The following is a 23629-nucleotide window of genomic DNA, read 5'->3' on the forward strand; positions in this document are numbered from 1 at the left end:
TCTATTTGACTGACAAAAGGGGGGATTGATGGTAAAATGAGGATGAGATTAGGAGGAGATGGAATGAAGAAGGTTTTTAAATCAATTAAGTTTTGGATATTTGTATTACTTGTTACTTTAGCAGGTGGATGGTTTATCCAATATGAAATTCATAAGCGTGATATCTCACAATTTGTAACTTGGAAACCTCGTCCACACATAGTTGATTCCCAATTTATTGCAGGTGGGAAAGCAGTAGCTATTCAATGGGATAATAAAAAAGAAGTGGATGAGGCGCTGGAAGCAAATTCGTACAATCCAAAAGTTAAAGTAGAATGGTTTATAAATGGTGGAAATAGTGAACGGTACATTGCACAAGAAAGTTACAAATTAAAATCTGACCCACGTCTCTATTTTCAATATTATATTCGTGGTAATCAAGTTCCTTACCTAACTACAAATAAAGCACAAAAGGGAGAGTACTGGCTCATTGATGTCTATGATACCAAGGACAAGCGCTTAGTGAAGAAAACATATGATGTTTTTAAGATAGTACGAGATATGGATAAGAATTATATCCCCTTATCTGTTAAAGTTTCTTCTATGTTGTTGGATACATATGATGGAGAAACATACATTCCGATTGATATTCTTGTCGATAAGAAAGACAAATATATTGTAGAACCTGGAAATATCTATGTACAAACAGAGTATCAATCTCGTATAGGGTTAATGAATGTTAAGGATGGAAAGTTCGCTTGGAAAACCTCATCAGGCAAAGGTTATGAACAAGTTCAAAAAGAAAATCGAGAAAGCGACAAAGACTTGCATCCATTTGAATACAATTTTGAAAGAGGACAATTGCAGCTCCAACATTCACGTTTGTTATTTACAGATCGTAGTGATGAGACTAAGGACATCCCATTGAAAACACTCTATCCGAAAGTATATTCGATTTTAAGCAAAGGGAATAATCCAACTACTTTAAAATGGGATGAAAAACCGACAAAAGGGGAGAATGCCTACCTATACTTTCTCGGACCAGAAGATCTCAACTTTGATATTTCATTTTTGGAACTGCTTTATAAAGTTCCAGAGCAGCGTTCAGGTGGATGGGATGATGTCTTACGGTATCATAAGATACCAGCAGAGCTTTCAAAAGATGGGCAAGAACATCTTGCAAATAACAAAAAGGAGTTTTTCCAATATTTTAAAAAGGAATTAAATCAAAGTAACGATGCTACAGAGTTCTCATTATTGCGACGCTTATATGAAGTACAGAACTACGTGGTCTCTAGAGATTTTGGCCAGTCCTTCGGTAACCTTACCATACCAGCTGAGTATACTAAAGATGGGAAGGTTCATGTCGTTCAAAATGATGAAGAATTCTTCAAATATATGGATTTAGAGAAAATTCCTAATAAAAAGATGAAAGAAGATATTAAAAAAATGTTCTCATACGATATAAAAAATTAATGGATTAGATTAAATTTCGCAAGGAGGTTAGTCTATGAAGCCCAACTATTTCAAACTATTCGCAGGAATCATACTTATTCTATGTTGCCTGTTTCTTTCCAGTTGTAAGATCATGAAACCGAGTGATTATAAAAAGGCGAAGGAAGTAGTCAGCAGTGAGCTTGCTCAAGTTGGTCTGCATGGAACTGTTACCATAAACAAACTGGATTGGACTGCTTTGGAATTCCCAACTTATCATGTAAGCTACACCTACTCTGAAAAAACCTACGATGATCAAACGGTTTCATTAGAACAGAAAACAACTTTTGCGGGTGACTGGTCAGATTCATATAATGACCATCTTCCAGAATATAAGAAAGCTTTTTTGGAGCAGAAATCGATTAAAAAACTGGAAGATAAAATTGAGAAACAATTAAAGAAGCAAAAGATCGGTCTCCCTATTAATTTCATTAGTTTCTTTGGGGACTTTTTTAAAGAAGAGAAAGAGGCAAGGTTGGATGCCATTGCTACCCAAAATCTCAAAGAAGGGAAAAAGGACTTTGCTGGTTACTATCAAATCCCTTTTCAGACCTTAATCGATCAAGAGTTAATCCGTATGACTATTTATATAGAGGATGGTGTATCCGTTAAGGAACAAGACTTAAAAGCAGCAGCTAAAAAATTAGACGCTAGCAAACTACCGGATGGTGCCTATGATTTTTACTATTCCAAAGGTAGTTACGCCGATTCCATCAGTTACTCCTTCAAAGTGAAAGATGGGAAAGTTGTTTTTTATGAAGATCAAAACAAACCAGAATAAGAGAAGCAGATACAAAAAAAGATCTAGTCGTGTTTGACTAGATCTTTCATGTTTCTTAGAAGTCTTCCTTCTTCTTAAGTTTCAGAGAAGCAATAGCTGTAGCGATTAATGTCATACCAGTTACAAGAAGTCCTAAATGATCTTCCGTTCCTGTTGAAGGAAGAGATCGTTTACCTTCTTTAGGCTTGTCACTAGATTTAGGAGTTTCACTAGATTTTGGCTTGTCACCAGGCTTCGGCTTATCTCCGTTGGATGATGGAGTTTTTGGTTTGCTTGTGCTTGTTGTTGGAATATATGGTTTATCTGTTGATGGTGGAGGTGGAAGAAGTTTATTCACCACGTTTCCTTTATCAACTTCAAGATTGCTAGCTGAAGCAAAGTCACTTGCAGAAACCTTGATGGCTGTATCTGAAAGTTGGTAACCACTAGGAGCAGAGAGCTCTTTGATCACGTAATCTTTTGCTTCAAATCCAACAAAGCTTGCAAGTCCATCTTGACCAGAAATTGCTTGCGCTTGGCCTTGTCCATAAGGATTTGCAACAGGTGTCACACCATCTGCTTCAAAGAGTCCAAATACTGCACCAGCTAGGTAATCACCCTTTTCATCCACTTTACGAACCCTAAGGGTATAAAGTTTCAATTCAGGAATATCAATTGTTGGTGGAGTTGGTGGGATCACCTTATTGATAAAGGTTTTCTTTTCACCGTATGAAACAACTGCTTGGATAGCGTTTGATGCTTCATCTTTTGTGACAGTAACTGTGACATCCACTTGACCTTCATCATATTGGATGTTTGCCTTATCAGCTGGAACGACTTCTTTAATGGTATATTTATGGGTACCAATCATCGCTTCCGTGTAGGCGATCGCATCAAATGTCACTGAACCATCTGCAGTATTTTGTTTTGTTTGAAGAACAGTTCCATTTTCGTCCAGGAGGTTAAAGCTAAATTCACCACCTTGAAGGTCACGACCTTCTAAAATCTTGCTTGTGGTAATTTGTTTTTCACTTGGAGTTGGAGGTGTCGGAGGTGTATACGTGTTGGTAAAAGTAAGAGTATCCATCTTACCATCGTATTGCACTTCCGCATTCAATTGTCCAGTTGCATCTTTTGTGACAGTCACTGTTACAGTATGAACAGTTTCATCATAAGTAATAGCGGATTCCAGTGTAGCTGGTTTTTGTTCAGCAATTGTGTAGGTGAAAGTACCAGCTTCATTAAAGCTTACTGGATTAAAGAGAATATCCCCATTCTCACCATTTGTCTTGGTATCAAGGACTGTACCAGCTTGATCCTTGAGAAGGAAAGTAAATTCATTTGCTTTCAATGTACGATCGCTCGTACCATTGATCGCCAATACTTTTTTAGCCTTGAATTGAGCGGTCGTTGGTTTCACTGTTGGAGGAACAGGCGTTGGAGGTGTCGGAGGTGTTTTCGTATTTGTGAAGGCATTACCTTTTTCAGTATCTCCACCTGAGTAAGTCACAGTAGCGACGAGTTTGTCGTTTACTTTCTTCACAGCAACAGTAGCCGTGATGGTTTGTGTGCTATAGTTGATAGAAGGATCCGTACCTTTGTTTTCGGTAATGGTGTAAGTGTGTGTTCCTTCTGCAGTATAAGAAAGTTCCTTAAAGGTGACAGTACCATTTGCCTTGTTCTTGGCAGTTTCAAGGGTAGTGTTTCCTTCTTTCAAGACAAATTCAAATTGATTGTCTGTCATCGGTAAGGTTGTTTCACCTTCTTTAAAGAGCTTTTTCACTTTAAGAGTAGCTTTTGTACTTTCTGTTTTAGGAGCTTCTTTTTTGTTGATGAACGTATCTGTGTTAGTTTGACCATCAGAGTAGTTGATTTGTTCGACAACCAAGGCATTGTCTTTTTCAACCACTACAACTGCAGCCGTGATGGTTTTATCACTGTAGGTAATGGTCTTGTCACTACCTTTTGTTTCAGTGATGGTATAGTTGAATGTCCCTGCGTGGTCTACAGCGATGGTATCGAAAGTAATCGAACCATCTTCTTTGTTCTTAGCTGTACCAACAACTTTATCGTTTGCATCTTTTGCAACAAACTCAAAGTCATCGCCCTTCAGTTCCCCACCTTCAAATGCTTTTTTAAGTTTTAAGGTTACCTTAGCATTTGAAACTTTTGGTTTATTTTGAGTATTGGTGATCGTATTTTTTTGTTCACCATCTCCACCGGAGTATGTGACAGTAGCAACGAGTTTGTCGTTATCTTTCTTCACATCGACAGTAGCCTTGATACTTTGTGTGCTATAGTTGACACTAGCATCCGTACCTTTGTTTTCAGTGATGGTATAAGTATGAGTACCTTCTTTATTGAAAGTCAGAGACTTAAAGTTAACAGAGCCATCTGCTTTGTTCTTGGCAGTTTCGACTACTTTGTTGTTTTCGTCTTTCAAGGCAAATTCGAATTGACCTTCTGTGATCGGAAGTTGTGTATGTTTCTGATCGCCGGCTACTTCGAAAGCTTTTTTAATAACAAGATTTGCAGTGGTTTCAGTAACTTTTGGTTTATTTGAAGTGTTTACAACTTTGATAACATTCGACTCATTGATAGGTTCAACTTTTGAAGTATAACCATCAGGTGTATTCGTTTCTACTACAGAATAAACAATTGGGTTTCCGTCTTTAATACCTGGCAATTTAGAAAATTCTGTAGACCAACCAGAAGCCTTTGTCAAGGTCTTAGTCATACCTTCCAATTTTTGACCATTGGCCATCAATTGAACAGTAATGTCTTTACGATCTGCTTCGCTATCGCCAACCCATTCTTTTTGAACTGTAACAGTCTTGTCACCAGTTACCCAGAAGTTCAATTCTGTGTTATTCCAGAATGCAGGATCTGTTTGTGGTGTTTTGATTTCATCAGCTGTTAACGTAGCGTTGTTATCTACGCGAATAGTTGTCTTAGGAATTAATGTTTGGTATTCAACGATCAATTCATCGCTAGACGCTGTTTTAAATACATCACTGACGTCTGATAAATTCACAGTAAATCCATTGCCGTCTGCATCGAATTTCACATGCTTCCAGAAGTCCCAACCTGAAGCAACTACTTGTCCACCTTTTCTTAATGTGAATGATGGTTTCAAGTAAGTTCCCACGAAGAATTCACTTGCAGCGTGATTTGCAGCAGGAGCAAAAGTGATTTTTGAGTAATCTACAGCTGGAGCTTGGATTTTATCTGATACAACAGGGTTTGTGATGGCTTGTTTCTTACCATCTCCGTTGATACGGATGAACCAAGTTGTTAGATAGTAGTCATCTCCAACATTCATCCAAGCATAGTTTTCAGATGCGTCTAATTTGAATTGTTTAGAAACAAAATCACCAGTCTTATTATACTTATTTAAGACAGATTCAAATACGCCAGGACCGTCAGGACGTGTGATGACAACTGATTCAGAACCTACTTTTGAAGTAGCTGTTTTGTTACCAGGATTTCCTGGTGTGTTATCCCATTCTGCTTTGTATGAGAATCCACCTTTTACGTTTTGGTTCATGGATTCGATGGCTTTTTTAAAGGTAAAAGTAATCTTTTTGTTTGTCATCGAAATGGTCGCGACTTCAGCTCCATTTGCTTGGAGGGATTGAGTTGCGACTTCAGTGATATTGACACCTTCAGGAGCATCGATGGTGAACGTGTCCCCTTCTTTAACAGATTTACCAGTCAAATCCCAGTCAAATGAAAAGACAATTTTTTGTCCAGTTGCCTGAGCTTTTAGATTGGATACTGTTGGCGTTACAGTGGCTGCACTGACAGGTTTGATCACAGACAATCCTAAGGCTACCACAGCGATGATAGCTACAAATGCAACTACCTTTTTATATAGAAATTTCAATTGGCCTCATTTCCTTTCTTTTGCATAAATTTCGTACAGTTTTTCTATATAGTGATATATCCTAAAACCGAAAAACTTCTGATCTTTGCTCCATACAATCAGTCGCTTTATTTTAACATGTAGTTAGAGAAGAAGGACCTTACCTCTATTGAGAAAGTATGGGGACATACCTCAATATCCTATCTTTATTCTGTCCATAATAGAGGATTAGTTGGACCTGAAACAAACTTTCTAAAAACAATGATTAAATAGAAAAACGGAAGAAATTAATGCTTCATAATATAAAATGATAATAAACAGTGCAAATTTAACAGAATAATCATCCCATTACATATTTAAAAGATTATTATCATCATTATTATATTCTTTTAGTGTAATAAGTCAAGCTAAATGCAACAAATATGGTGGAAATTGTTCATTTTGTTCCAACTACTACCTGACCCTTTATTTCCCGCCATTTTCGGCTTTCATGATATAATATTCAGATAAGAAAAAGAGGAGACCAAAAGCTAGATGATCACTTCAAAATACGATTGGCAGTTAGCTTCGCCAAGTGCAGATGAGGCCTTTTTAGCCCTTGCTAAAAAAGCAGGCCTGGAAGCATCCGTAGCAACCTTGTTGTATGAGCGTGGCATTCAGACCAAAGAGGATTTAGAAGACTTTTTAGAACCCAAGCTGGGGAAGCTACACGATCCTTATTTGCTCCATGATATGGACAAGGCAGTGGAGCGCATCCGACGGGCCATCGAAGATTATGAGCAGATCCTGATCTACGGAGACTATGATGCGGATGGGATGACCTCGGCCTCTATTATGAAGGAAACCTTGGAGCAGATGGGTGCAGAGGTGCAAGTCTACCTACCTAACCGCTTCACAGACGGCTATGGTCCCAATGAGAGTGTCTACAAATACTTTATTGAGCAGCAGGGCATTTCCCTGATTGTCACGGTGGACAATGGGGTAGCGGGCAATCAAGCCATTGCCATGGCCCAAGCGATGGGAGTCGATGTCATCGTGACGGACCACCACTCTATGCCAGAGGTTTTACCGGATGCATATGTGATCATTCATCCGGAGCATCCTGATGCGGATTATCCCTTCCATTATCTAGCAGGATGTGGTGTGGCCTTTAAGTTGGCCTGTGCCCTCCTAGAGGAAGTACCAGTCGATCTCTTAGACCTGGTAGCAATTGGGACCATTGCTGACATGGTCAGCCTAACAGATGAGAATCGGATCCTGGTCAAATACGGTCTGGGTGTTCTCCAACATACCCAGCGCATGGGCTTGCAGGAACTCTTGGAGATAGCAGGGATTCGTCCGGAGGATGTCAATGAAGAAACGGTTGGTTTTCAGATTGCTCCTCGTCTCAATGCTCTTGGCCGCCTCGATGATCCCAATCCAGCCATTGAACTCCTGACTGGATTTGACGATGAAGAGGCGCATGAGATTGCCCTCATGATTCATCAGAAGAATGAAGAACGTAAAGAAATTGTCCAAAGCATCTATGACGAAGCTAAAACCATGGTCGATCCGAGCTTGTCCGCCCAGGTCTTGGCCAAAGAAGGCTGGAATCCAGGGGTCCTTGGTATTGTCGCTGGTCGTTTGTTGGAAGAGCTTCATCAGCCGGTCGTTGTTTTAAGTATCGAAGATGGACGGGCTAAAGGAAGCGCTCGGAGTCCTGAGTCGGTCAATATCTTTGACGCCCTCGATCCCCACCGGTCGCTCTTTGTCGCCTTTGGAGGGCATGCCGGTGCAGCAGGGATGACCTTAGATGTGGACCAACTTCCTGCCTTGTCACAGGCTCTTACGGATTACATTGCAGAACAAGATATTGATCTCAGCAGCAAGTCTAGCTTAGCCATCGACGAGGAACTGCATCTAACAGAACTAACGCTTGAAACCTTGAAAAGCTTTGATCGCTTGAGTCCTTTTGGCATGGACAATAAAAAACCAGTCTTTCTGATCCGTAATTTCAAGGTAGAAGGGGCACGCTCGATGGGAGCTGGCAATACCCACTTGAAACTCAAAATTTCTCAAGAAGATGCGACCTTTGAGGTGGTGGCCTTTGGCTTGGGAAGCTTAGAGGCAGAGTTTGCGCAGGCGCAAGACCTGGAGTTAGCTGTGCAGTTGTCGGTCAACCAATGGAATGGTCAAACGACTCTCCAGCTCATGCTGGTTGATGCGCGTGTGGACGGTGTGCAGCTCTTCAATATCCGCTCTAAAAATGCCAGCCTCCCTGCAGGTGTTCCCGTTCTGGATTTTACCCAAGAACTGCCAGATCTGACAGGCGCACCCGCGGTTGTAGTTGGAAATATCCCTGAGGATATAGAGCAACTACGGCAAATCTTCCAAGAGCATGATTTCCAGGCTGTCTATTTCAAAAATGAGATCGCCAAAGCCTACTATCTAACAGGATACGGTAGCAGGGACCAGTATGCCAAACTCTATAAAACCATCTACCAGTACCCAGAGTTCGATGTCCGCTACAAACTCAAAGACCTAGCAGCCTATCTCAAGATCCAGCAAATCCTCTTGGTCAAAATGATTCAGATCTTCCAAGAGCTGGGCTTTGTGACCATTGAAAATGGCATCATGAAGGTCAATAAAGAAGCAGAAAAACGCGAAATCGCAGAAAGCAGCATCTACCAAAACCTCAAACAAACGGTGAAAGAGCAGGAGTTGATGGCCCTTGGAACGGTTCGTGAAATCTACGACTATCTGACAGGTCAGGCCTCATGAAAAGACAGCTAAAATATTTTCTATGGCTCAGCCCCTTCCTGCTTTTAGCTCTTTATTGGTTGGGAATCTACCTGAGCCTAAAAAACCCCATGGAGGAGATCAACTACTCCGAAAATGGTGGGTGGATGCGCTATGTGATGTTTAAGCCTTATACGCAGATCATTGGAAGTGATGATACTTTTAAAGAGGGTGAAGGACATAAAACTTTCTCTTTTTCCAAAAATATTGTCGATGATAAGCAACATCTTTCTGTAACAGTATTTAAGGGAACTTCTGATTGGTTATATTTGTATGATCATGAGTTGAATAGTAAAACCATTATTGGATTTGGATTTGTTTATGACTCTCATAAAAAAGCTATAGTGCAAGAAAAAGTATATCTAGAAACAGATAACAAAATCTATAAAGGCCAACAACTCCTTGATCAACTTGCTGCCTATGGCAAAGATCGTACTTGGTTGAAAAAGCAAAGTAAGAAAGTTGCCGAGCAGTATATTCTTGGTACCTGGTTCAAAAATGGAAGTTCCCGTTATTCCCTGAAAAACTTGGGGGATATGAAAATCGAGTACAATAAATTGATAGAAGAATAGTAAGCATGTTTCCAATCCCACATCATTTTTCGGATGTGGGATTTTTGCATTTGACGCGGAGACTTGGGAAAATGATTTGGCAAAAATGATGCAAGTTAGTAGAATTCATGGTATAATGGAATGTAAAAATTTTTTATGAAAGAAAGTTAACCATGAATTTAAAAGATTACATTGCAAGCATTGAAAACTATCCACAAGAAGGGATTACCTTCCGTGATATCAGCCCTTTGATGGCAGATGGCAATGCTTATAGTTATGCGGTTCGTGAGATCGTTCAATACGCAACCGATAAGAAGATCGATATGATCGTCGGTCCTGAAGCGCGTGGTTTCATCGTTGGATGTCCAGTCGCTTTTGAATTGGGAATTGGTTTTGCACCTGTTCGTAAGCCTGGTAAGTTGCCACGTGAAGTCATCTCTGCTGACTACGAAAAAGAATACGGTGTCGATACCCTCTGCATGCACGCGGATGCCATTAAACCTGGCCAACGTGTTCTCATTGTTGATGACCTTTTGGCGACTGGTGGTACGGTGAAAGCAACCATCGAAATGATCGAAAAACTCGGTGGGGTCGTTGCAGGGTGTGCCTTCTTGATCGAGTTGGACGACTTGAAAGGCCGCGAAGCGATCGGCGATTACGACTACAAAGTCTTGATGCATTACTAATATAGTCTAATACTATAACTGGCTACAGAAAAACCATAATTGAAAACTATAAGCTCCTATCATATAATGTTAGTTAAGAACTTGTAAGATGGGAGCTTTTTATGCCAATTACTCTAGATAAAAAATTACCAGCAGTCGATATCCTTCGTTCAGAAAATATTTTTGTCATGGATGATGTTCGGGCGACTCACCAGGATATTCGGCCGATGAATGTTCTCATTCTTAATCTGATGCCGACCAAGGTTGCAACAGAAACCCAACTCTTACGGCTCCTTGCCAACACGCCCTTGCAGATCAATGTAGATTTCCTCTATATGGCGAGCCATGAATCCAAGAATACAGCGGCAGAGCATTTGGAGAGCTTTTACAAGACCTTTGAGGATATCAAGGATAATTACTATGACGGCTTGATTGTGACAGGGGCGCCTGTCGAAAAGATGGACTTTGAGGAAGTAGACTACTGGGAAGAATTGACCCAGGTCTTTGAATGGTCTAAACGGCATGTCTTTTCTACCTTGCACCTTTGTTGGGGAGCGCAGGCTGGACTGTACCACCGTTACGGGATTCAAAAAGTAGAGCTCTGTGACAAGCTATCTGGTATCTATGATCAAGCAGTGGTGCGTCCCGAAAGTCTGCTCATGAGAGGCTTTGACGATCGCTTCCTTGCCCCTCATTCTCGCTATACAGATATTCCTTTGAAGGAAGTCCTTGAAAAGAGCAATCTTCAAGTGATCGCTCAAGGGAATGAAGTTGGCCTTTCCATCATTGCCAGTCCAGACATGCGTGAGGTCTATAGCTTTGGCCATCTGGAGTATGATCGCGATACGCTGGCAAAAGAATACCACCGAGATGTCAAGGCAGGCTTGGATCCAGACGTCCCTAAGAATTATTTTGATGGGGATGACGCTAATACAGAGCCTCGCATTCGTTGGAATCTAGCTGCGACGACCTTCTTTAGTAATTGGATCAACTATGCGGTTTATCAAGAAACACCTTACCGCTTGGAAGAATTAGAAAAAGATATTTCATTTTATGGTTACCTATAAAGGGGAATTATGACATATTCACAAGCATTTAAGTATGGCAACTTGGTTCTTCCAAGTGCCTTGCTTTTTCATTATCATGAATTGTTTGACCAAGCAGATGACTACTTGGTTTGGCAGTTTTTCTTCCTTCAAAATACGACTGGCCAAGAGGCTTTGACACCTAATCAGATTGCTAGTCATCTAGGAAAAACAGTGACAGAGGTCAATCGGATTATGTCCAATTTGACCACCAAGGGACTTCTTCAATACCGGACTATTGAGCTCAATGGCGAGATTGAAGCCATCTTTGATGCGACCATTGCCCTGGAGCGCTTGGATGAGATTTTAGAAGCACAATCACAAGGGAAGGCACAAAGCGCGCCTGCTAAGGGAAATGTCATCAAGGACTTGGTGGAAACCTTCCAACAAGAACTGGGACGACTCTTGACGCCTTTTGAGATTGAAGACCTGACCAAGACCGTGCGCGAAGATCAGACAGATCCAGATGTGATCAAGGCAGCCTTACGAGAAGCTGTCTTTAACGGCAAGCCTCACTGGAAATATATCCAAGCCATTTTACGCAACTGGCGCAGTGAAGGCATCAACAGCCTGGCCCAAGTAGAGGCGAAACTACAAGAACGTGAGCAAACCAACCCACGCAATGTAACGGTTTCAGACGATTTCTTGAAGGCCATGGATTTGTGGAAGGATTAAAAAAAGCTAGCACTTTATAAAAGTGCTAGCTGCAGATGGAAGGTAAAGTCTTCCTAGAAACTTTCCTTATGTGAGTACGGACGTCAGCGAACTTCGAAGAAGTTCCATGACTTAGTTTTGAACCTAAGGTTTCAAAACTCCCGAGTGCCTGAAACAATAGTGTTTCAGGCACTTTTCTCACGGCGGAAAGTTTTTAGTTTATACTTGAATAGTTTTAAAAATAAGACATTATTTTTACTGAAACAAATAGGTTCTTAATTGAAAAAATAATTTTTAACCATACAAAAAGCTAGCAGTCATATATTGCTAGCATTTTTCGTTTATAGATAGTCTGCATAGGCTTTTTCTAGTTTGCTAAGGAGTTCTTGTTTTTCCTCCTCACTAGCAAAGGAAGCCTGGATGGCATCGACATTGTGTTGGTAAAAGTCAGCTTCCTTAGTTTGGAAATGCTGATGATAGAGAGCGTATTCCTTGGTGAGGTCGGTATCAGATACAGTCCGGTTATCGGTATTGATACTGATCCGAGCACCGGCTGATTTCATCTTCAGATAAGGGAAATCTTCTATAGTCGGCGCTGCTTTTGTTTGGAGGTTGCTGGTCAAGCAGAGTTCACCAGTGACCCCATTTTCAATAAAGGATTGAAGTAAGGCTGGTTCATGAGATAGAGCCGTTACGTGGCCATTGCGTTTGATGCCAAATGCAATCGATTGGGCAACAAAGTGTGGGCAATGACACTCACCTGCATGAAGCGTCATAGGACGATGGTAACTCTTGACTTGCTCGATTAAAGGTCGAATATCTTCTGGAGAGTAGTTGTGCTCATCTCCGGCAAAGTCAAAACCAACAAAATCCTGATCACTAACTTGGTTGGCTTCTGCAAGAATGCGAGAGGTGACTTCTTGCTCTGACTGGCGCATACCACAGACCAAGGCTTTTGCAACAATGCCAAATTCCTCCTGGGCTTGACGCAGTCCTTCACAGACTGCATCGATAGTTTCTGGGACGGTGAGCCCTTGGTCCATGGACAATTCTGGTGCAAAACGAACTTCGATGTAGACGACGTTTTCGAGAGCAGCTTGCTTGGCCACATCGTAAGCAGCAAGCGTCAAGGCTTCCTTAGTTTGAAGGAGGGGCCGAATGTAGTCAAATGCCTCCAAATAGTCCAAAAGATTCTCACAGTGGGCAGGCGCAGTGACATGGTGCTTGAGCTCCTCATCGCTAGCAGGTAGGTCAATATTGGCCATAGCTGCCAACTGGCGAATGATTGGAAGCGATAAGGAACCGTCTAAGTGACAGTGAAGTTCTGTCTTTGCCAAACTATGAAAATCGATCGTGGACATGGTTTTCTCCTTAAAATTGTATTTTTTCTATACTATCATTTTGGCAAAAAAAGTCAAGTAGCCTTCGCGTAGCAGATCTTTGAAAGGGAGGCCGATATTTGATATGCTAGGAGTAGCGAAATAAAGGAGAAAAAAGATGTCAGACTATCAATTACCAGAAGTATGGAAAGCACCGAGCCAAATGGGAGGAGCTTGGGGTGGCTTGAACCAACCCACAGCAGGTGCCCGCTTTGAACAAACCCTTCCAAAAGGGGATCAACCTTTCCAACTCTATACCCTTCCAACACCCAATGGGATCAAGGCTACCATTATGCTGGAAGAACTCAAAGAGCTGGGAGTGGATGCAGGCTATGACGCTTATCGTATCAAGATTGGTGAGGGAGATCAGTTTGGTAGTGACTTTGTAGCCATCAATCCAAACTCGAAAATTCCAGCCATGTTGGATCAATCAGGCGATCAAGCCATTCGTGTCTTTGAATCGGCCAATATCCTCCTGTATCTAGCGGAGAAATTTGGCAAATTAATCCCGACTGATCTGGCTAAACGGACAGAAGTGCTCAACTGGCTCTTCTGGCAGACAGGAGCTGCACCTTTCCTAGGAGGAGGCTTTGGTCATTTCTTCCACTATGCACCAGAGAAAATCGAGTATGCCATCAACCGCTTTGCCATGGAAGCCAAACGTCAATTGGACCTACTGGACAAGGAATTGGCGACCAAACCTTATATTGCAGGAGATGACTACACCATAGCGGATATTGCCATCTGGTCTTGGTATGGCCGTCTAGCCCAAGACAAGGTCTGGGATCGTGCTGGAATTTTCCTAGATGTGAAGGAATACAAACATTTGCAAGCTTGGACAGAGAAAATTGCTAATCGCCCAGCAGTGCAACGTGGCTTGGAAGTGGACTATAAGGAAATTGACTAAAGTCTAAGCATAGATAATTCTATTGTATTGAGATTTTCCTTAGGTGAGTCCGGACGTCAGCGAACTTCGTAGAAGTTCCATGACTTAGTTTTGAACCTAAGGTTTCAAAACTCCCGGGTGCATGAAACAAAATAGTTCCATGCACTTTTCTCACTGCGGAAACTCAATACGTATTTTATTGGCTCCAAAAATAAGAGATTTCTCAACTTATCTATCTAGCTAGAACAATATAGAAGCAATTTGACAAGGCGCCGTCGCGCCTTTTTTTAATGGTGCAAACATGGTATACTAAAGGGTGGAATAAAAGTATAGAAAGAAGCACATGGAATTTACAAAATTATCGAATCGATTGGACTTGGTGGCCAGTTTCGTCCCAGCTGGAGCGCGTCTGTTGGATGTGGGAAGTGACCATGCTTATCTCCCAATCGCCCTATTACAAGAAGGCAAGATTGAGGCTGCTATTGCAGGAGAAGTGGTTGAGGGACCTTATCAGTCTGCTCTCCAAAATGTTGCCGATAATGGTTTAGAAGATAAGATAGAGGTCCGTCTGGCCAATGGCTTGGCTGCCTTTGAACCAACAGACGGCATTTCTTGTATCACTATTGCGGGCATGGGAGGACGCTTGATTGCAGATATCCTAGCAGCAGGGCTTGAGAAATTAGCCGGTGTCTCTCGCTTGGTCCTGCAACCCAATAATCGAGAGGATGAACTGCGGGCTTGGTTAGTAGATCATGATTTTCGCATTGTCGATGAAGCTATCTTGGAAGAAAATGAGAAGTTCTATGAGATCCTCGTGGTGGAACACGGTTCTCAAGAGTTGACAGCCAAGGAACTGCGTTTTGGTCCCTATTTGATGCTGGAACAGGCCCCAGCCTTTGTCCAAAAGTGGTCCAAGGAAGTGGAGAAATTAGCCTTTGCTTTGGAGCAGGTCCCAGTTGAGAATCAATCCGCCAGAGCATCGTTAGAAGAGCGTATCGCCCAAATCAAGGAGGTCCTAAATGCTAGCAAGTGAAGTCATCAAACGCTATGAAGCTTACTGTCCTCAAGAACTTTCCATGGAGGGAGATGTCTGTGGCTTACAGGTCGGCACCCTGCAAAAAGACATCAAGAAGGTCATGGTAGCCTTGGATATCCGGGAGCAGACGGTGGCGGAAGCCATCGCCCATGGAGTGGACTTGATCATTGTCAAGCATGCGCCCATTTTCCGTCCTATTAAGGATTTGGTAGCCGATCGGGCTCAGAATCAGATCTACATTGACTTGATCAAGCATGATATTGCGGTCTATGTCAGCCATACCAATATTGATATCGTCCCAGATGGGCTCAACGATTGGTTCTGCCAGCTCTTAGAAATTGAAAATACAGAGCCCCTCAGTATGACAGGAGAAGGACTCGGAATCGGCCGTATCGGTCAAATACCAGCTCAAACCTTTGGGCAGTTGGCTCATAAGGTAAAAGGAACTTTTGGATTAGATGCTTTGCGCTTGGTTCATTATGACCAGGCGGATTTGGAACGAGTGATTGAGCGCGTCGCCATCTGTGGCGGAAGTGGCCAGTCCTTTTACAAGGATGCTCTCGCCAAGGGAGCAGAGGTCTATATCACAGGAGATATCTACTACCACACTGCTCAGGACATGCTGAGCGATGGTCTCCTGGCCTTGGATCCAGGTCACCATATCGAAGTTCTCTTTGTGTCGAAACTAGTCGAAAAACTCAATCAGTGGAAGGCGGAGGAAGCGTGGGAGATCGAAGTGCTGGGCAGTCAAGTCAGTACCAATCCTTTTTACCATATCTAAGGGGTTATCATGAAAGTTGCCATTATCGGTGCAGGGATCGTGGGATCCACTGCAGCCTATTATTTATCCAAGGAAGCACAGATAGATGTCACCGTCTATGATCACGGAGTAGGCCAAGCAACCAAGGCAGCGGCTGGGATCATTAGCCCTTGGTTTTCTAAGCGGCGAAACAAGGCCTGGTATCGCCTGGCTCGGCTAGGAGCTGATTTCTACCAAGAATTAGTAGAGGACCTAGCCAAAGACGGAATCAAAACAGACTTTTACCAGCAGACAGGGGTCTATCTTCTTAAGAAAAAGGAAGAGAAATTAGATGAACTCTATCAGTTGGCGCTGAGTCGACGGGAAGAATCTCCCTTAATCGGAGACTTATCGATTTTTACTACAGAAGAAGTGGCCCAACAATTCCCAGGTCTGCAAGGCTTTGAACAGCTCCTTTATGCCTCGGGTGGGGCCCATGTAGAGGGAGCCCTTCTAACGGAAACTCTCCTTAAAGCAAGTGGGGCAAGAGTCATCAAGGAAGAGGTTGCTCTCTCCGTCACGGATCATGGCTATCAGATAGCAGGAGAGAGCTATGACCAAGTCATCCTAGCGACAGGAGCCTGGTTGGGGCAAATCCTTGAGCCACTCGGCTACCAAGTAGATGTCCGTCCGCAAAAAGGACAGTTGAGGGATTATCAGCTAGACCTAGATACGGATAATTATCCTGTGGTTATGCCAGAAGGAGAGCTAGATATCATTCCCTTCCAGCAAGGCAAGATCAGTATGGGAGCTACTCATGAGAATGAGATGGGCTTTGACCTGTCGATGGATCAAGCTTTGCTCAATCAAATGGAAGAAGAAGCCTTGACCTACTATCCAAAACTAGCTCAAGCGACAGTTGTCGGTGAGCGCGTGGGTACCCGGGCCTACACCAGCGACTTCTCGCCCTTTTGGGGAGCACTTCCCGATCAAGCTGGTATTTATGTCGCCAGTGGCCTAGGTTCGTCTGGCCTCACAACTGGTCCCCTTATTGGGTGGCACCTGGCCCAACTAGTGGCAGGAGGAAAGGTGCGCCTAGATCCAGCAGATTATCCAGTTGAACAATATGTAACGAAGTAGGCTGGGACAAAAGTCCTAGCCTCTCATTTGTCTTTGGATTGTCGAGCAAGACGCAGTGGTTGAGTGGGCTCTACTACGCTGATTTCATCAGCTTTTACAGCCCTACTCAACTGTGCGGAGGTGGGACGATGAAATCGAATTCTAACGAATTACCGATTTCTGTCCCACTCTCTTTTTGATTGCTGTTATTGTCTTTGAGAAAAAGATAGTCAGATACAGCTCAAAGGGACCTTCATTAGTAAGGAGTATCATCTTATGGTAAAAATCAAGTTTAAAAAGAAAAGCAAAAGGATGTTGGTCATCGCCTTGGCTCTCCTTATGGTAGCTGGGATTTCTTTGTTTCATATGAACAAACAATTGGAGGAAAAGCAACGGAACCGAGAGTACGAAGTCAGCCTTGTAAAGACCTTGAAGAGGTCTTACGAGGGTATTGAGGAGATTGAGATTCTAAATCCATCCTACAGCTCTATTCCTTCAGACGCATGGGGAGCTGAGGTGAAACTCACATTTGTTGACGGGACTTGCAAGAAACATGAATTGGCCTATGATAAAAAGGCGAATAAGATTAGGAGTGGGATCTATCATAATGAGGACGAAGAATTTCAAAGGTTTATGGATTCTAGGAAAGGCACGACCAAATCGGGAGTAAAGGTAAGGTTTTCAGACGGCTCAGTCAAGGAGCAGTAATCTATTTGAATCATGAGTAAGACCAATGCCAACAATTCTACAACTCTCATTTCCTTGTAACACAAATGCAAGGTGACTTTTTTATATAAACATGATAAAATAAGGGTAATGACTACGTAGAAAGGCCTAACATTATGAAAGGTATTATTTTAGCTGGTGGCTCAGGTACTCGTTTGTATCCTTTGACTCGTGCCGCTTCCAAACAGTTGATGCCCATTTACGACAAGCCAATGATTTACTACCCATTGTCAACTCTTATGTTGGCAGGGATCAAAGAAATCTTGATCATCTCAACTCCGCAGGATCTTCCTCGTTTTGAAGAGCTTCTTGGAGATGGTTCTGAACTTGGTATTTCTCTCTCTTATGCTGAGCAACCAAGCCCAGATGGATTGGCACAAGCTTTCATCATTGGAGAAGAATTTATTGGTGATGATCATGTTGCCCTCGTTCTTGGAGATAATATCTTCCACGGAAATGGCTTAACCAAGATGTTGCAACGGGCGGAAGCGAAAGAAAAAGGCGCGACTGTCTTTGGTTACCAAGTCAAAGATCCAGAACGTTTTGGTGTGGTAGAGTTTGATGCGGATATGAATGCCATCTCTATCGAAGAAAAACCAGAACATCCGAAATCAAACTTTGCGGTGACTGGTCTTTACTTCTATGACAATGATGTAGTAGAGATTGCCAAAAACATCAAACCAAGTCCTCGTGGAGAGCTTGAAATCACCGATGTCAACAAGGCCTATTTGGAGCGTGGAGATCTCTCTGTTGAGCTCATGGGCCGTGGCTTTGCTTGGTTGGATACAGGAACTCATGAAAGTCTCTTGCAGGCTTCTCAATATATCGAGACGGTTCAACGCTTGCAAAACGTTCAAGTAGCCAACCTTGAGGAAATTGCCTATCGTATGGGCTATATTACTAAAGAGCAAGTCTATGAATTGGCTCAACCTCTGAAGAAAAACGAATACGGACAATATTTGCTCCGTTTGATTGGAGAAGCATAATGACAGAACAATTTTTCGAGAAAGAATTAGCAGCCCGCAAGATTGAAGCGATCCCAGGTTTGATGGAGTTTGATATTCCAGTTCGTGGAGACAACCGTGGTTGGTTCAAGGAAAACTTCCAAAAAGAGAAGATGCTTCCTCTTGGTTTTCCAGAAAGCTTCTTTGCGGAAGGCAAGTTGCAAAATAACATTTCATTCTCTCGTAAGAATGTCTTGCGTGGCTTGCATGCAGAACCTTGGGACAAGTACATCTCTGTAGCAGATGAAGGAAAGGTTCTCGGTACTTGGGTAGACCTTCGTGAAGGTGAGACCTTTGGGAACACCTACCAAACTGTGATTGATGCTTCTAAAGGAATCTTTGTCCCTCGTGGCGTTGCCAATGGATTCCAAGTTTTGACGGATAAGGTGGCTTATACTTACTTAGTCAATGATTACTGGGCATTGGAGCTCAAGCCAAAATATGCATTTGTTAATTACGCAGACCCAAGCCTAGACATCCAATGGGAAAACTTGGAAGAAGCAGAAGTCTCAGAAGCAGACAAGAATCACCCATTGCTCAAAGACGTTAAACCCCTAAAAGCAGAAGATTTGTAAAAATGAACCTTGCATAGCAGTATCGCGACTGCAAGGAACAATCAAAACTAAAAACTATTTGGAGAAAAAATGACTGAATACAAAAACATCATCGTAACTGGTGGCGCAGGTTTCATCGGTTCAAACTTCGTACACTATGTCTACAACAACCATCCAGATGTACATGTAACTGTCCTTGACAAACTCACTTACGCTGGTAACCGTGCTAATATCGAAGAAATCCTTGGAGATCGTGTCGAGTTGGTTGTGGGAGATATTGCTGACGCTGAATTGGTTGATAAATTGGCTGCTAAGGCTGATGCCATTGTTCACTATGCGGCTGAAAGTCACAATGACAACTCCTTGAACGACCCATCACCATTTATCCACACAAACTTTATTGGTACCTACACACTTTTGGAAGCTGCTCGTAAATATGATATTCGTTTCCACCACGTGTCAACAGACGAGGTCTATGGGGACCTTCCCTTGCGTGAAGATCTTCCTGGACATGGGGAAGGTCCTGGAGAAAAATTCACAGCAGAGACCAAATACAACCCATCATCCCCTTATTCATCAACTAAGGCTGCTTCAGACTTGATCGTGAAGGCTTGGGTACGTTCTTTTGGTGTCAAAGCAACCATTTCTAACTGTTCAAACAACTACGGGCCATACCAACACATCGAGAAGTTCATCCCACGTCAAATCACCAATATCTTGTCGGGTATCAAGCCAAAACTTTATGGTGAAGGGAAAAACGTCCGTGACTGGATCCACACTAACGACCACTCAACTGGTGTTTGGGCTATCCTCACTAAGGGCCGTATCGGTGAAACTTACTTGATCGGTGCTGACGGTGAAAAGAACAACAAGGAAGTGCTTGAACTCATCCTTGAAAAAATGGGTCAACCAAAAGATGCCTACGACCGTGTAACAGACCGTGCTGGTCACGATTTGCGTTACGCGATTGATTCAACCAAATTGCGTGAAGAATTGGGTTGGGAACCACAATTCACAAACTTCGAAGCAGGTTTGGAAGACACTATCAAGTGGTATACAGACCACCAAGACTGGTGGAAGGCTGAAAAAGAAGCTGTCGAAGCCAATTACGCGAAAACACAAAAAGTTTTGAAATAAGGAAGAAAGTCCAAGTGGAAAACTACTTGGATTTTTTCTTTTATTTTCTGAAAATCACAAAATATACCATGGATTTGTGGTATAATATGATTAGTTTTTATGATGAATCAATAAGGGGGATATGATGAATCAAAAAGATTGGGTTGAATACTTTGAAGCGATCAATGGTCGTAAGCCAAGTATGCAAGAATTTCAAGAAGCGCGTGAAAAAGGGGAGTTTGTCGTAGAGCGAAAAGAAGCGCCGACTCCAACAACTGAGGCACTAGCTCCAGCAACTGAAGCGCAGGCTCCTGCTCAAGAAGAACCTGTTGCACCTAGCGCACCTCTTTCACAAGAGCAGCCAGCATTTGTCCAACCACAACCATCTGCGAAAACCTTGCAACCTGTTCCAAGACCGAAATTGACTTTTAATAAACCAACGAAGTTAGGTGTTGCAGTCGTCGCTGCCGTTACAGTCATTGCATTGGTTTGGATCTTTTTCTTTACAGGAGGACCAAGTGTAGATGGCGTTTGGTTGCGAGATACGGATTCAAGTCCGGTTACTTATGAACTAAGCGGAAAGAAACAAAGAGTCAATGGCGATGAGACCATCAAAAAGGTTCTCAAGGGCAATGAAGCGAAAAAAGAATTTAATACAGCACTTTCTTTGTTGAATGCAACTGACTTGCATTCACTTGCGGATGTCGATAAGAAATTTAACCTGAAGACGACAGAAATAGTTGTTATTAAGTCTGGTGGGAACACACGCTATAACTTGCTCCAAAAAGACGGAAGCAATATTATTTTAAGAAATGATTTATTTGACTTGAAAACTTATAAGTCATACAAAGGAAACTTTGAAGATAATTTGGTCTATCACAAGGTTGAAACACCAAAGGCCATGGTTGGAAAATGGAAGAATGTGACAGAAGGAGATAATACAACTGTTCAGATTTCAGATCACGGAATTATTAGTGATAAGTATTTCGATAGCAAGGCTTACGCATTCTATTCTCTAGCTGATTCAGAAAAGTATGATGGAGACACGACTTCTAAAGAAGAGATCGAACACACATTTGAAGTAATTCAAGAAGAGGTGAAATCACAAGGTTATCAAGTGAAGAGCGCTAAGGAAGTCTATATACAAGCTAATTCAAATTATTGTTTCGTACCTGTAAACGGTGGAAAGAATATACTCGTCTTACGTGGTGGTAATGAATTTGCTGCTAAATTAGAAAAAGTGAAATAATGAAAGGACCGCAAGGTCCTTTTTGTTTCCAAATTTCTGACTGAAAAACTATTCATGTCTAGGCAAAAATATGGTAAAATGGATAAGATGTATCTGAGATGTCTATTTCTTCTCAGACGACTAGAGGTAATGGAGTAGAAAATGCAAAATAGACCTATTATTATTGGTGTTACTGGTGGCTCTGGTGGTGGAAAGACCAGTGTGTCTCGTGCCATTTTGGCCAATTTCCCGAATGAAAAGATTGCCATGATTGAGCATGATTCTTATTACAAGGACCAAAGTCATTTGACCTTTGAGGAGCGGATTAAGACTAACTATGACCATCCTTTTGCCTTTGATACGGACTTGATGATTGCGCAGATCAATGAACTCTTGGAGGGTCGTCCGGTAGATATTCCAACTTATGACTATGCAGAGCATACGCGCAGTAGCAAGACCTATCGTCAGGAACCACAAGATGTCTTCATCGTGGAAGGAATCTTAGTCCTTGAAGACAAGCGCCTTCGGGACTTGATGGATATCAAGATTTTCGTTGATACCGATGATGATGTGCGGATCATTCGCCGGATCAAGCGCGATATGGAGGAGCGTGGCCGGAGTCTTGATAGTGTCATTGAGCAATACCTTGGTGTGGTAAAACCGATGTACCACCAGTTCATCGAGCCAACCAAGCGCTATGCGGACGTGATCATTCCTGAGGGTGTGACCAATACGGTTGCGATTGACTTGATCACAACCAAGATTGAAAAAATCCTCAACGAAGCGCGTGAAGGAAAATAAAAATAGGGAGAAAGAGGGAAATCGATCTCCAATCCAATAACAATAGTTGGAATTACGGAATGTCGCAGTAGTTGGTGAGGCTCTTCATTCGCTAAAAGACTCGGAAGAGTTCTCCATCAATGTTGCGGGGGTGGTACGAAAAACGTTATGTAACGTTTTGTACCGCTCCCTCTTTTTCATAGGGAGAGTGGAAATGAAAAGGGAGTTTCATTCGCGGACCAAGGCGTTCGCTTGTTTATTAACCATGTGTGCAGGTTTTTCAGATGCTTATACCTTTATTTGTCGAGGTGGGACCTTGGTGGCCGGCCAGACCGGAAACGTAGTCTTTCTATCGGTCGGCTTGATTGGGCAGCAGATCTCAGATGTAGAAGTAAAGTTAGCGACCATGCTGGCCTTTATGCTGGGAATCTTTTTGATGACGGTCTTGCGTCGCTTGATTGACAACTCAGTTTGGCGCCTCAGTACCTTGGTGCCCTTTATCCTCACAACCTTGGTGACGGGATTTTTGCCAGCATCGGTAAAAAATGTCTTCATCGTGCCTTTTTTTGGCTTGAGTTTGGGAATCGTAGCGACCTCTTTTGGAGAAGTGGATGGCTACGCCTATAATCATTCCTTCATGACAGGAAATCTCAAGAAAACCATGGTGGCTTATGGGAATTTTGTCAGAGAAAAGGAGAAGAAATTCCTTTGGGAAGCCATTTTTATGACCTGCTTGATCGGGAGTTTCGTCTTTGGGGCCATTTTTTCGACCTACTTGATCCAGTTTTATGGGTTAGCGACCATCTGGCTGGTGTCCATCATCTTGACTATCTTTTTAATCTATCGTGCCATTCAGTATTTTGAGGTCTTTCACTTCAATCGGCGACATGAATAGATAAAATAATTTTTAGAAGAATGAGTTAAATGATTCTGCAAAGAAATAAAACTGAGATTTCATTTTTAAAATGAATCAAGAATATATTGAAACTTTCCGCCGTGAGAAAAGTTTTAAGATAACTTTATCTATATTCCAGAGGCTGGGACAAAAGTCCTAGCCTCTCAATTATTTTTGGATTGTCGAGCAAGACGCAGTGGTTGAGTGGGCTCTACTACGCTGATTTCATCAGCTTTTACAGCCCTACTCAACTGTGCGGAGGTGGGACGACGAAATCGAATTCTAACGAATGACCGATTTCTGTCCCACTCTCTTTTCTTTCGTTGTTTGAAGCTT

At 42.4% G+C, this 23629-nt stretch carries 20 protein-coding genes; 18 read left to right on the forward strand and 2 right to left on the reverse strand.

Annotated features, from left to right (window positions below; all coding sequences use genetic code 11):
* Positions 1-63 precede the first annotated feature (63 nt).
* Positions 64-1455 carry a hypothetical protein gene (locus tag O3629_RS06100; RefSeq protein ID WP_371608888.1) on the forward strand — a complete coding sequence of 464 codons (1392 nt, stop codon included), beginning with the start codon at positions 64-66 and terminating at the stop codon, positions 1453-1455.
* 112 nt (positions 1456-1567) lie between these two features.
* Complete coding sequence (locus O3629_RS06105) at positions 1568-2254, forward strand: hypothetical protein (RefSeq protein ID WP_371608889.1); 687 nt, start codon at positions 1568-1570, stop codon at positions 2252-2254.
* A 55-nt stretch (positions 2255-2309) separates the two neighbouring features.
* Here O3629_RS06105 and O3629_RS06110 read toward each other — a convergent pair whose 3' ends face one another.
* Positions 2310-6119 carry a Spy0128 family protein gene (locus tag O3629_RS06110; RefSeq protein WP_371608890.1) on the reverse strand — a complete coding sequence of 1270 codons (3810 nt, stop codon included), beginning with the start codon at positions 6117-6119 and terminating at the stop codon, positions 2310-2312.
* 513 nt (positions 6120-6632) lie between these two features.
* Between O3629_RS06110 and recJ the strand changes: the two genes are divergently transcribed.
* The 5 genes from recJ to O3629_RS06135 all read left to right on the forward strand — a co-directional run bounded on the left by recJ (position 6633) and on the right by O3629_RS06135 (position 11852).
* Complete coding sequence (recJ, locus tag O3629_RS06115) at positions 6633-8858, forward strand: single-stranded-DNA-specific exonuclease RecJ (RefSeq protein WP_371608891.1); 2226 nt, start codon at positions 6633-6635, stop codon at positions 8856-8858.
* Positions 8855-9448: a TipC family immunity protein gene (locus O3629_RS06120; RefSeq protein WP_371608892.1), complete on the forward strand. Its 594-nt coding sequence runs from the start codon at positions 8855-8857 to the stop codon at positions 9446-9448. Before recJ ends, O3629_RS06120 begins: the two co-directional genes overlap by 4 nt.
* A gap of 152 nt (positions 9449-9600) precedes the next feature.
* Complete coding sequence (locus O3629_RS06125) at positions 9601-10113, forward strand: adenine phosphoribosyltransferase (RefSeq protein WP_254726918.1); 513 nt, start codon at positions 9601-9603, stop codon at positions 10111-10113.
* Positions 10114-10214: 101 nt separating this feature from the next.
* Positions 10215-11159, forward strand: coding sequence for a homoserine O-succinyltransferase (metA, locus tag O3629_RS06130; RefSeq protein WP_021153511.1), 945 nt, complete (start codon positions 10215-10217; stop codon positions 11157-11159).
* Positions 11160-11168: 9 nt separating this feature from the next.
* The gene (locus tag O3629_RS06135) at positions 11169-11852 is read left to right on the forward strand and encodes a DnaD domain-containing protein (protein ID WP_257739071.1); all 684 of its coding nucleotides are present in this window, start codon (positions 11169-11171) and stop codon (positions 11850-11852) included.
* Positions 11853-12172: 320 nt separating this feature from the next.
* Here O3629_RS06135 and add read toward each other — a convergent pair whose 3' ends face one another.
* On the reverse strand, positions 12173-13192 hold the full coding sequence (gene add / locus O3629_RS06140; RefSeq protein WP_257739072.1) for an adenosine deaminase: 1020 nt from the start codon (positions 13190-13192) through the stop codon (positions 12173-12175).
* 136 nt (positions 13193-13328) lie between these two features.
* Here add and yghU point away from each other — a divergent pair, with 136 nt between their 5' ends.
* The 11 genes from yghU to O3629_RS06195 all read left to right on the forward strand — a co-directional run bounded on the left by yghU (position 13329) and on the right by O3629_RS06195 (position 23293).
* Positions 13329-14117: a glutathione-dependent disulfide-bond oxidoreductase gene (gene yghU, locus O3629_RS06145; RefSeq protein ID WP_371608893.1), complete on the forward strand. Its 789-nt coding sequence runs from the start codon at positions 13329-13331 to the stop codon at positions 14115-14117.
* 322 nt (positions 14118-14439) lie between these two features.
* Entirely contained in the window at positions 14440-15129 is a 690-nt protein-coding gene (locus tag O3629_RS06150) for a tRNA (adenine(22)-N(1))-methyltransferase TrmK (protein WP_371608894.1), read from the forward strand.
* On the forward strand, positions 15116-15913 hold the full coding sequence (locus O3629_RS06155; RefSeq protein ID WP_371608895.1) for a Nif3-like dinuclear metal center hexameric protein: 798 nt from the start codon (positions 15116-15118) through the stop codon (positions 15911-15913). The genes O3629_RS06150 and O3629_RS06155 overlap by 14 nt, the downstream gene beginning before the upstream one ends.
* A 9-nt stretch (positions 15914-15922) precedes the next feature.
* Entirely contained in the window at positions 15923-17011 is a 1089-nt protein-coding gene (locus O3629_RS06160; protein WP_371608896.1) for an NAD(P)/FAD-dependent oxidoreductase, read from the forward strand.
* 255 nt (positions 17012-17266) lie between these two features.
* Positions 17267-17698 carry a hypothetical protein gene (locus O3629_RS06165; RefSeq protein ID WP_371608897.1) on the forward strand — a complete coding sequence of 144 codons (432 nt, stop codon included), beginning with the start codon at positions 17267-17269 and terminating at the stop codon, positions 17696-17698.
* A 134-nt stretch (positions 17699-17832) separates the two neighbouring features.
* Positions 17833-18702 carry a glucose-1-phosphate thymidylyltransferase RfbA gene (gene rfbA, locus O3629_RS06170; protein WP_371608898.1) on the forward strand — a complete coding sequence of 290 codons (870 nt, stop codon included), beginning with the start codon at positions 17833-17835 and terminating at the stop codon, positions 18700-18702.
* Entirely contained in the window at positions 18702-19295 is a 594-nt protein-coding gene (locus tag O3629_RS06175; RefSeq protein ID WP_003007862.1) for a dTDP-4-dehydrorhamnose 3,5-epimerase family protein, read from the forward strand. The genes rfbA and O3629_RS06175 overlap by 1 nt, the downstream gene beginning before the upstream one ends.
* 69 nt (positions 19296-19364) lie before the next feature.
* On the forward strand, positions 19365-20411 hold the full coding sequence (rfbB, locus tag O3629_RS06180) for a dTDP-glucose 4,6-dehydratase (protein WP_049515463.1): 1047 nt from the start codon (positions 19365-19367) through the stop codon (positions 20409-20411).
* A gap of 124 nt (positions 20412-20535) precedes the next feature.
* Complete coding sequence (locus O3629_RS06185; protein WP_371608899.1) at positions 20536-21639, forward strand: hypothetical protein; 1104 nt, start codon at positions 20536-20538, stop codon at positions 21637-21639.
* 141 nt (positions 21640-21780) lie between these two features.
* The gene (gene udk / locus O3629_RS06190; protein ID WP_003002524.1) at positions 21781-22419 is read left to right on the forward strand and encodes a uridine kinase; all 639 of its coding nucleotides are present in this window, start codon (positions 21781-21783) and stop codon (positions 22417-22419) included.
* A 193-nt stretch (positions 22420-22612) separates the two neighbouring features.
* Positions 22613-23293, forward strand: coding sequence for a YoaK family protein (locus O3629_RS06195; RefSeq protein ID WP_371608900.1), 681 nt, complete (start codon positions 22613-22615; stop codon positions 23291-23293).
* The last annotated feature ends 336 nt before the right edge of the window (positions 23294-23629 follow it).

It is taken from the genome of Streptococcus sp. 27098_8_12 (genome assembly GCF_041432115.1).
GTDB classification, from domain to species: Bacteria; Bacillota; Bacilli; order Lactobacillales; family Streptococcaceae; genus Streptococcus; species Streptococcus parasanguinis_V.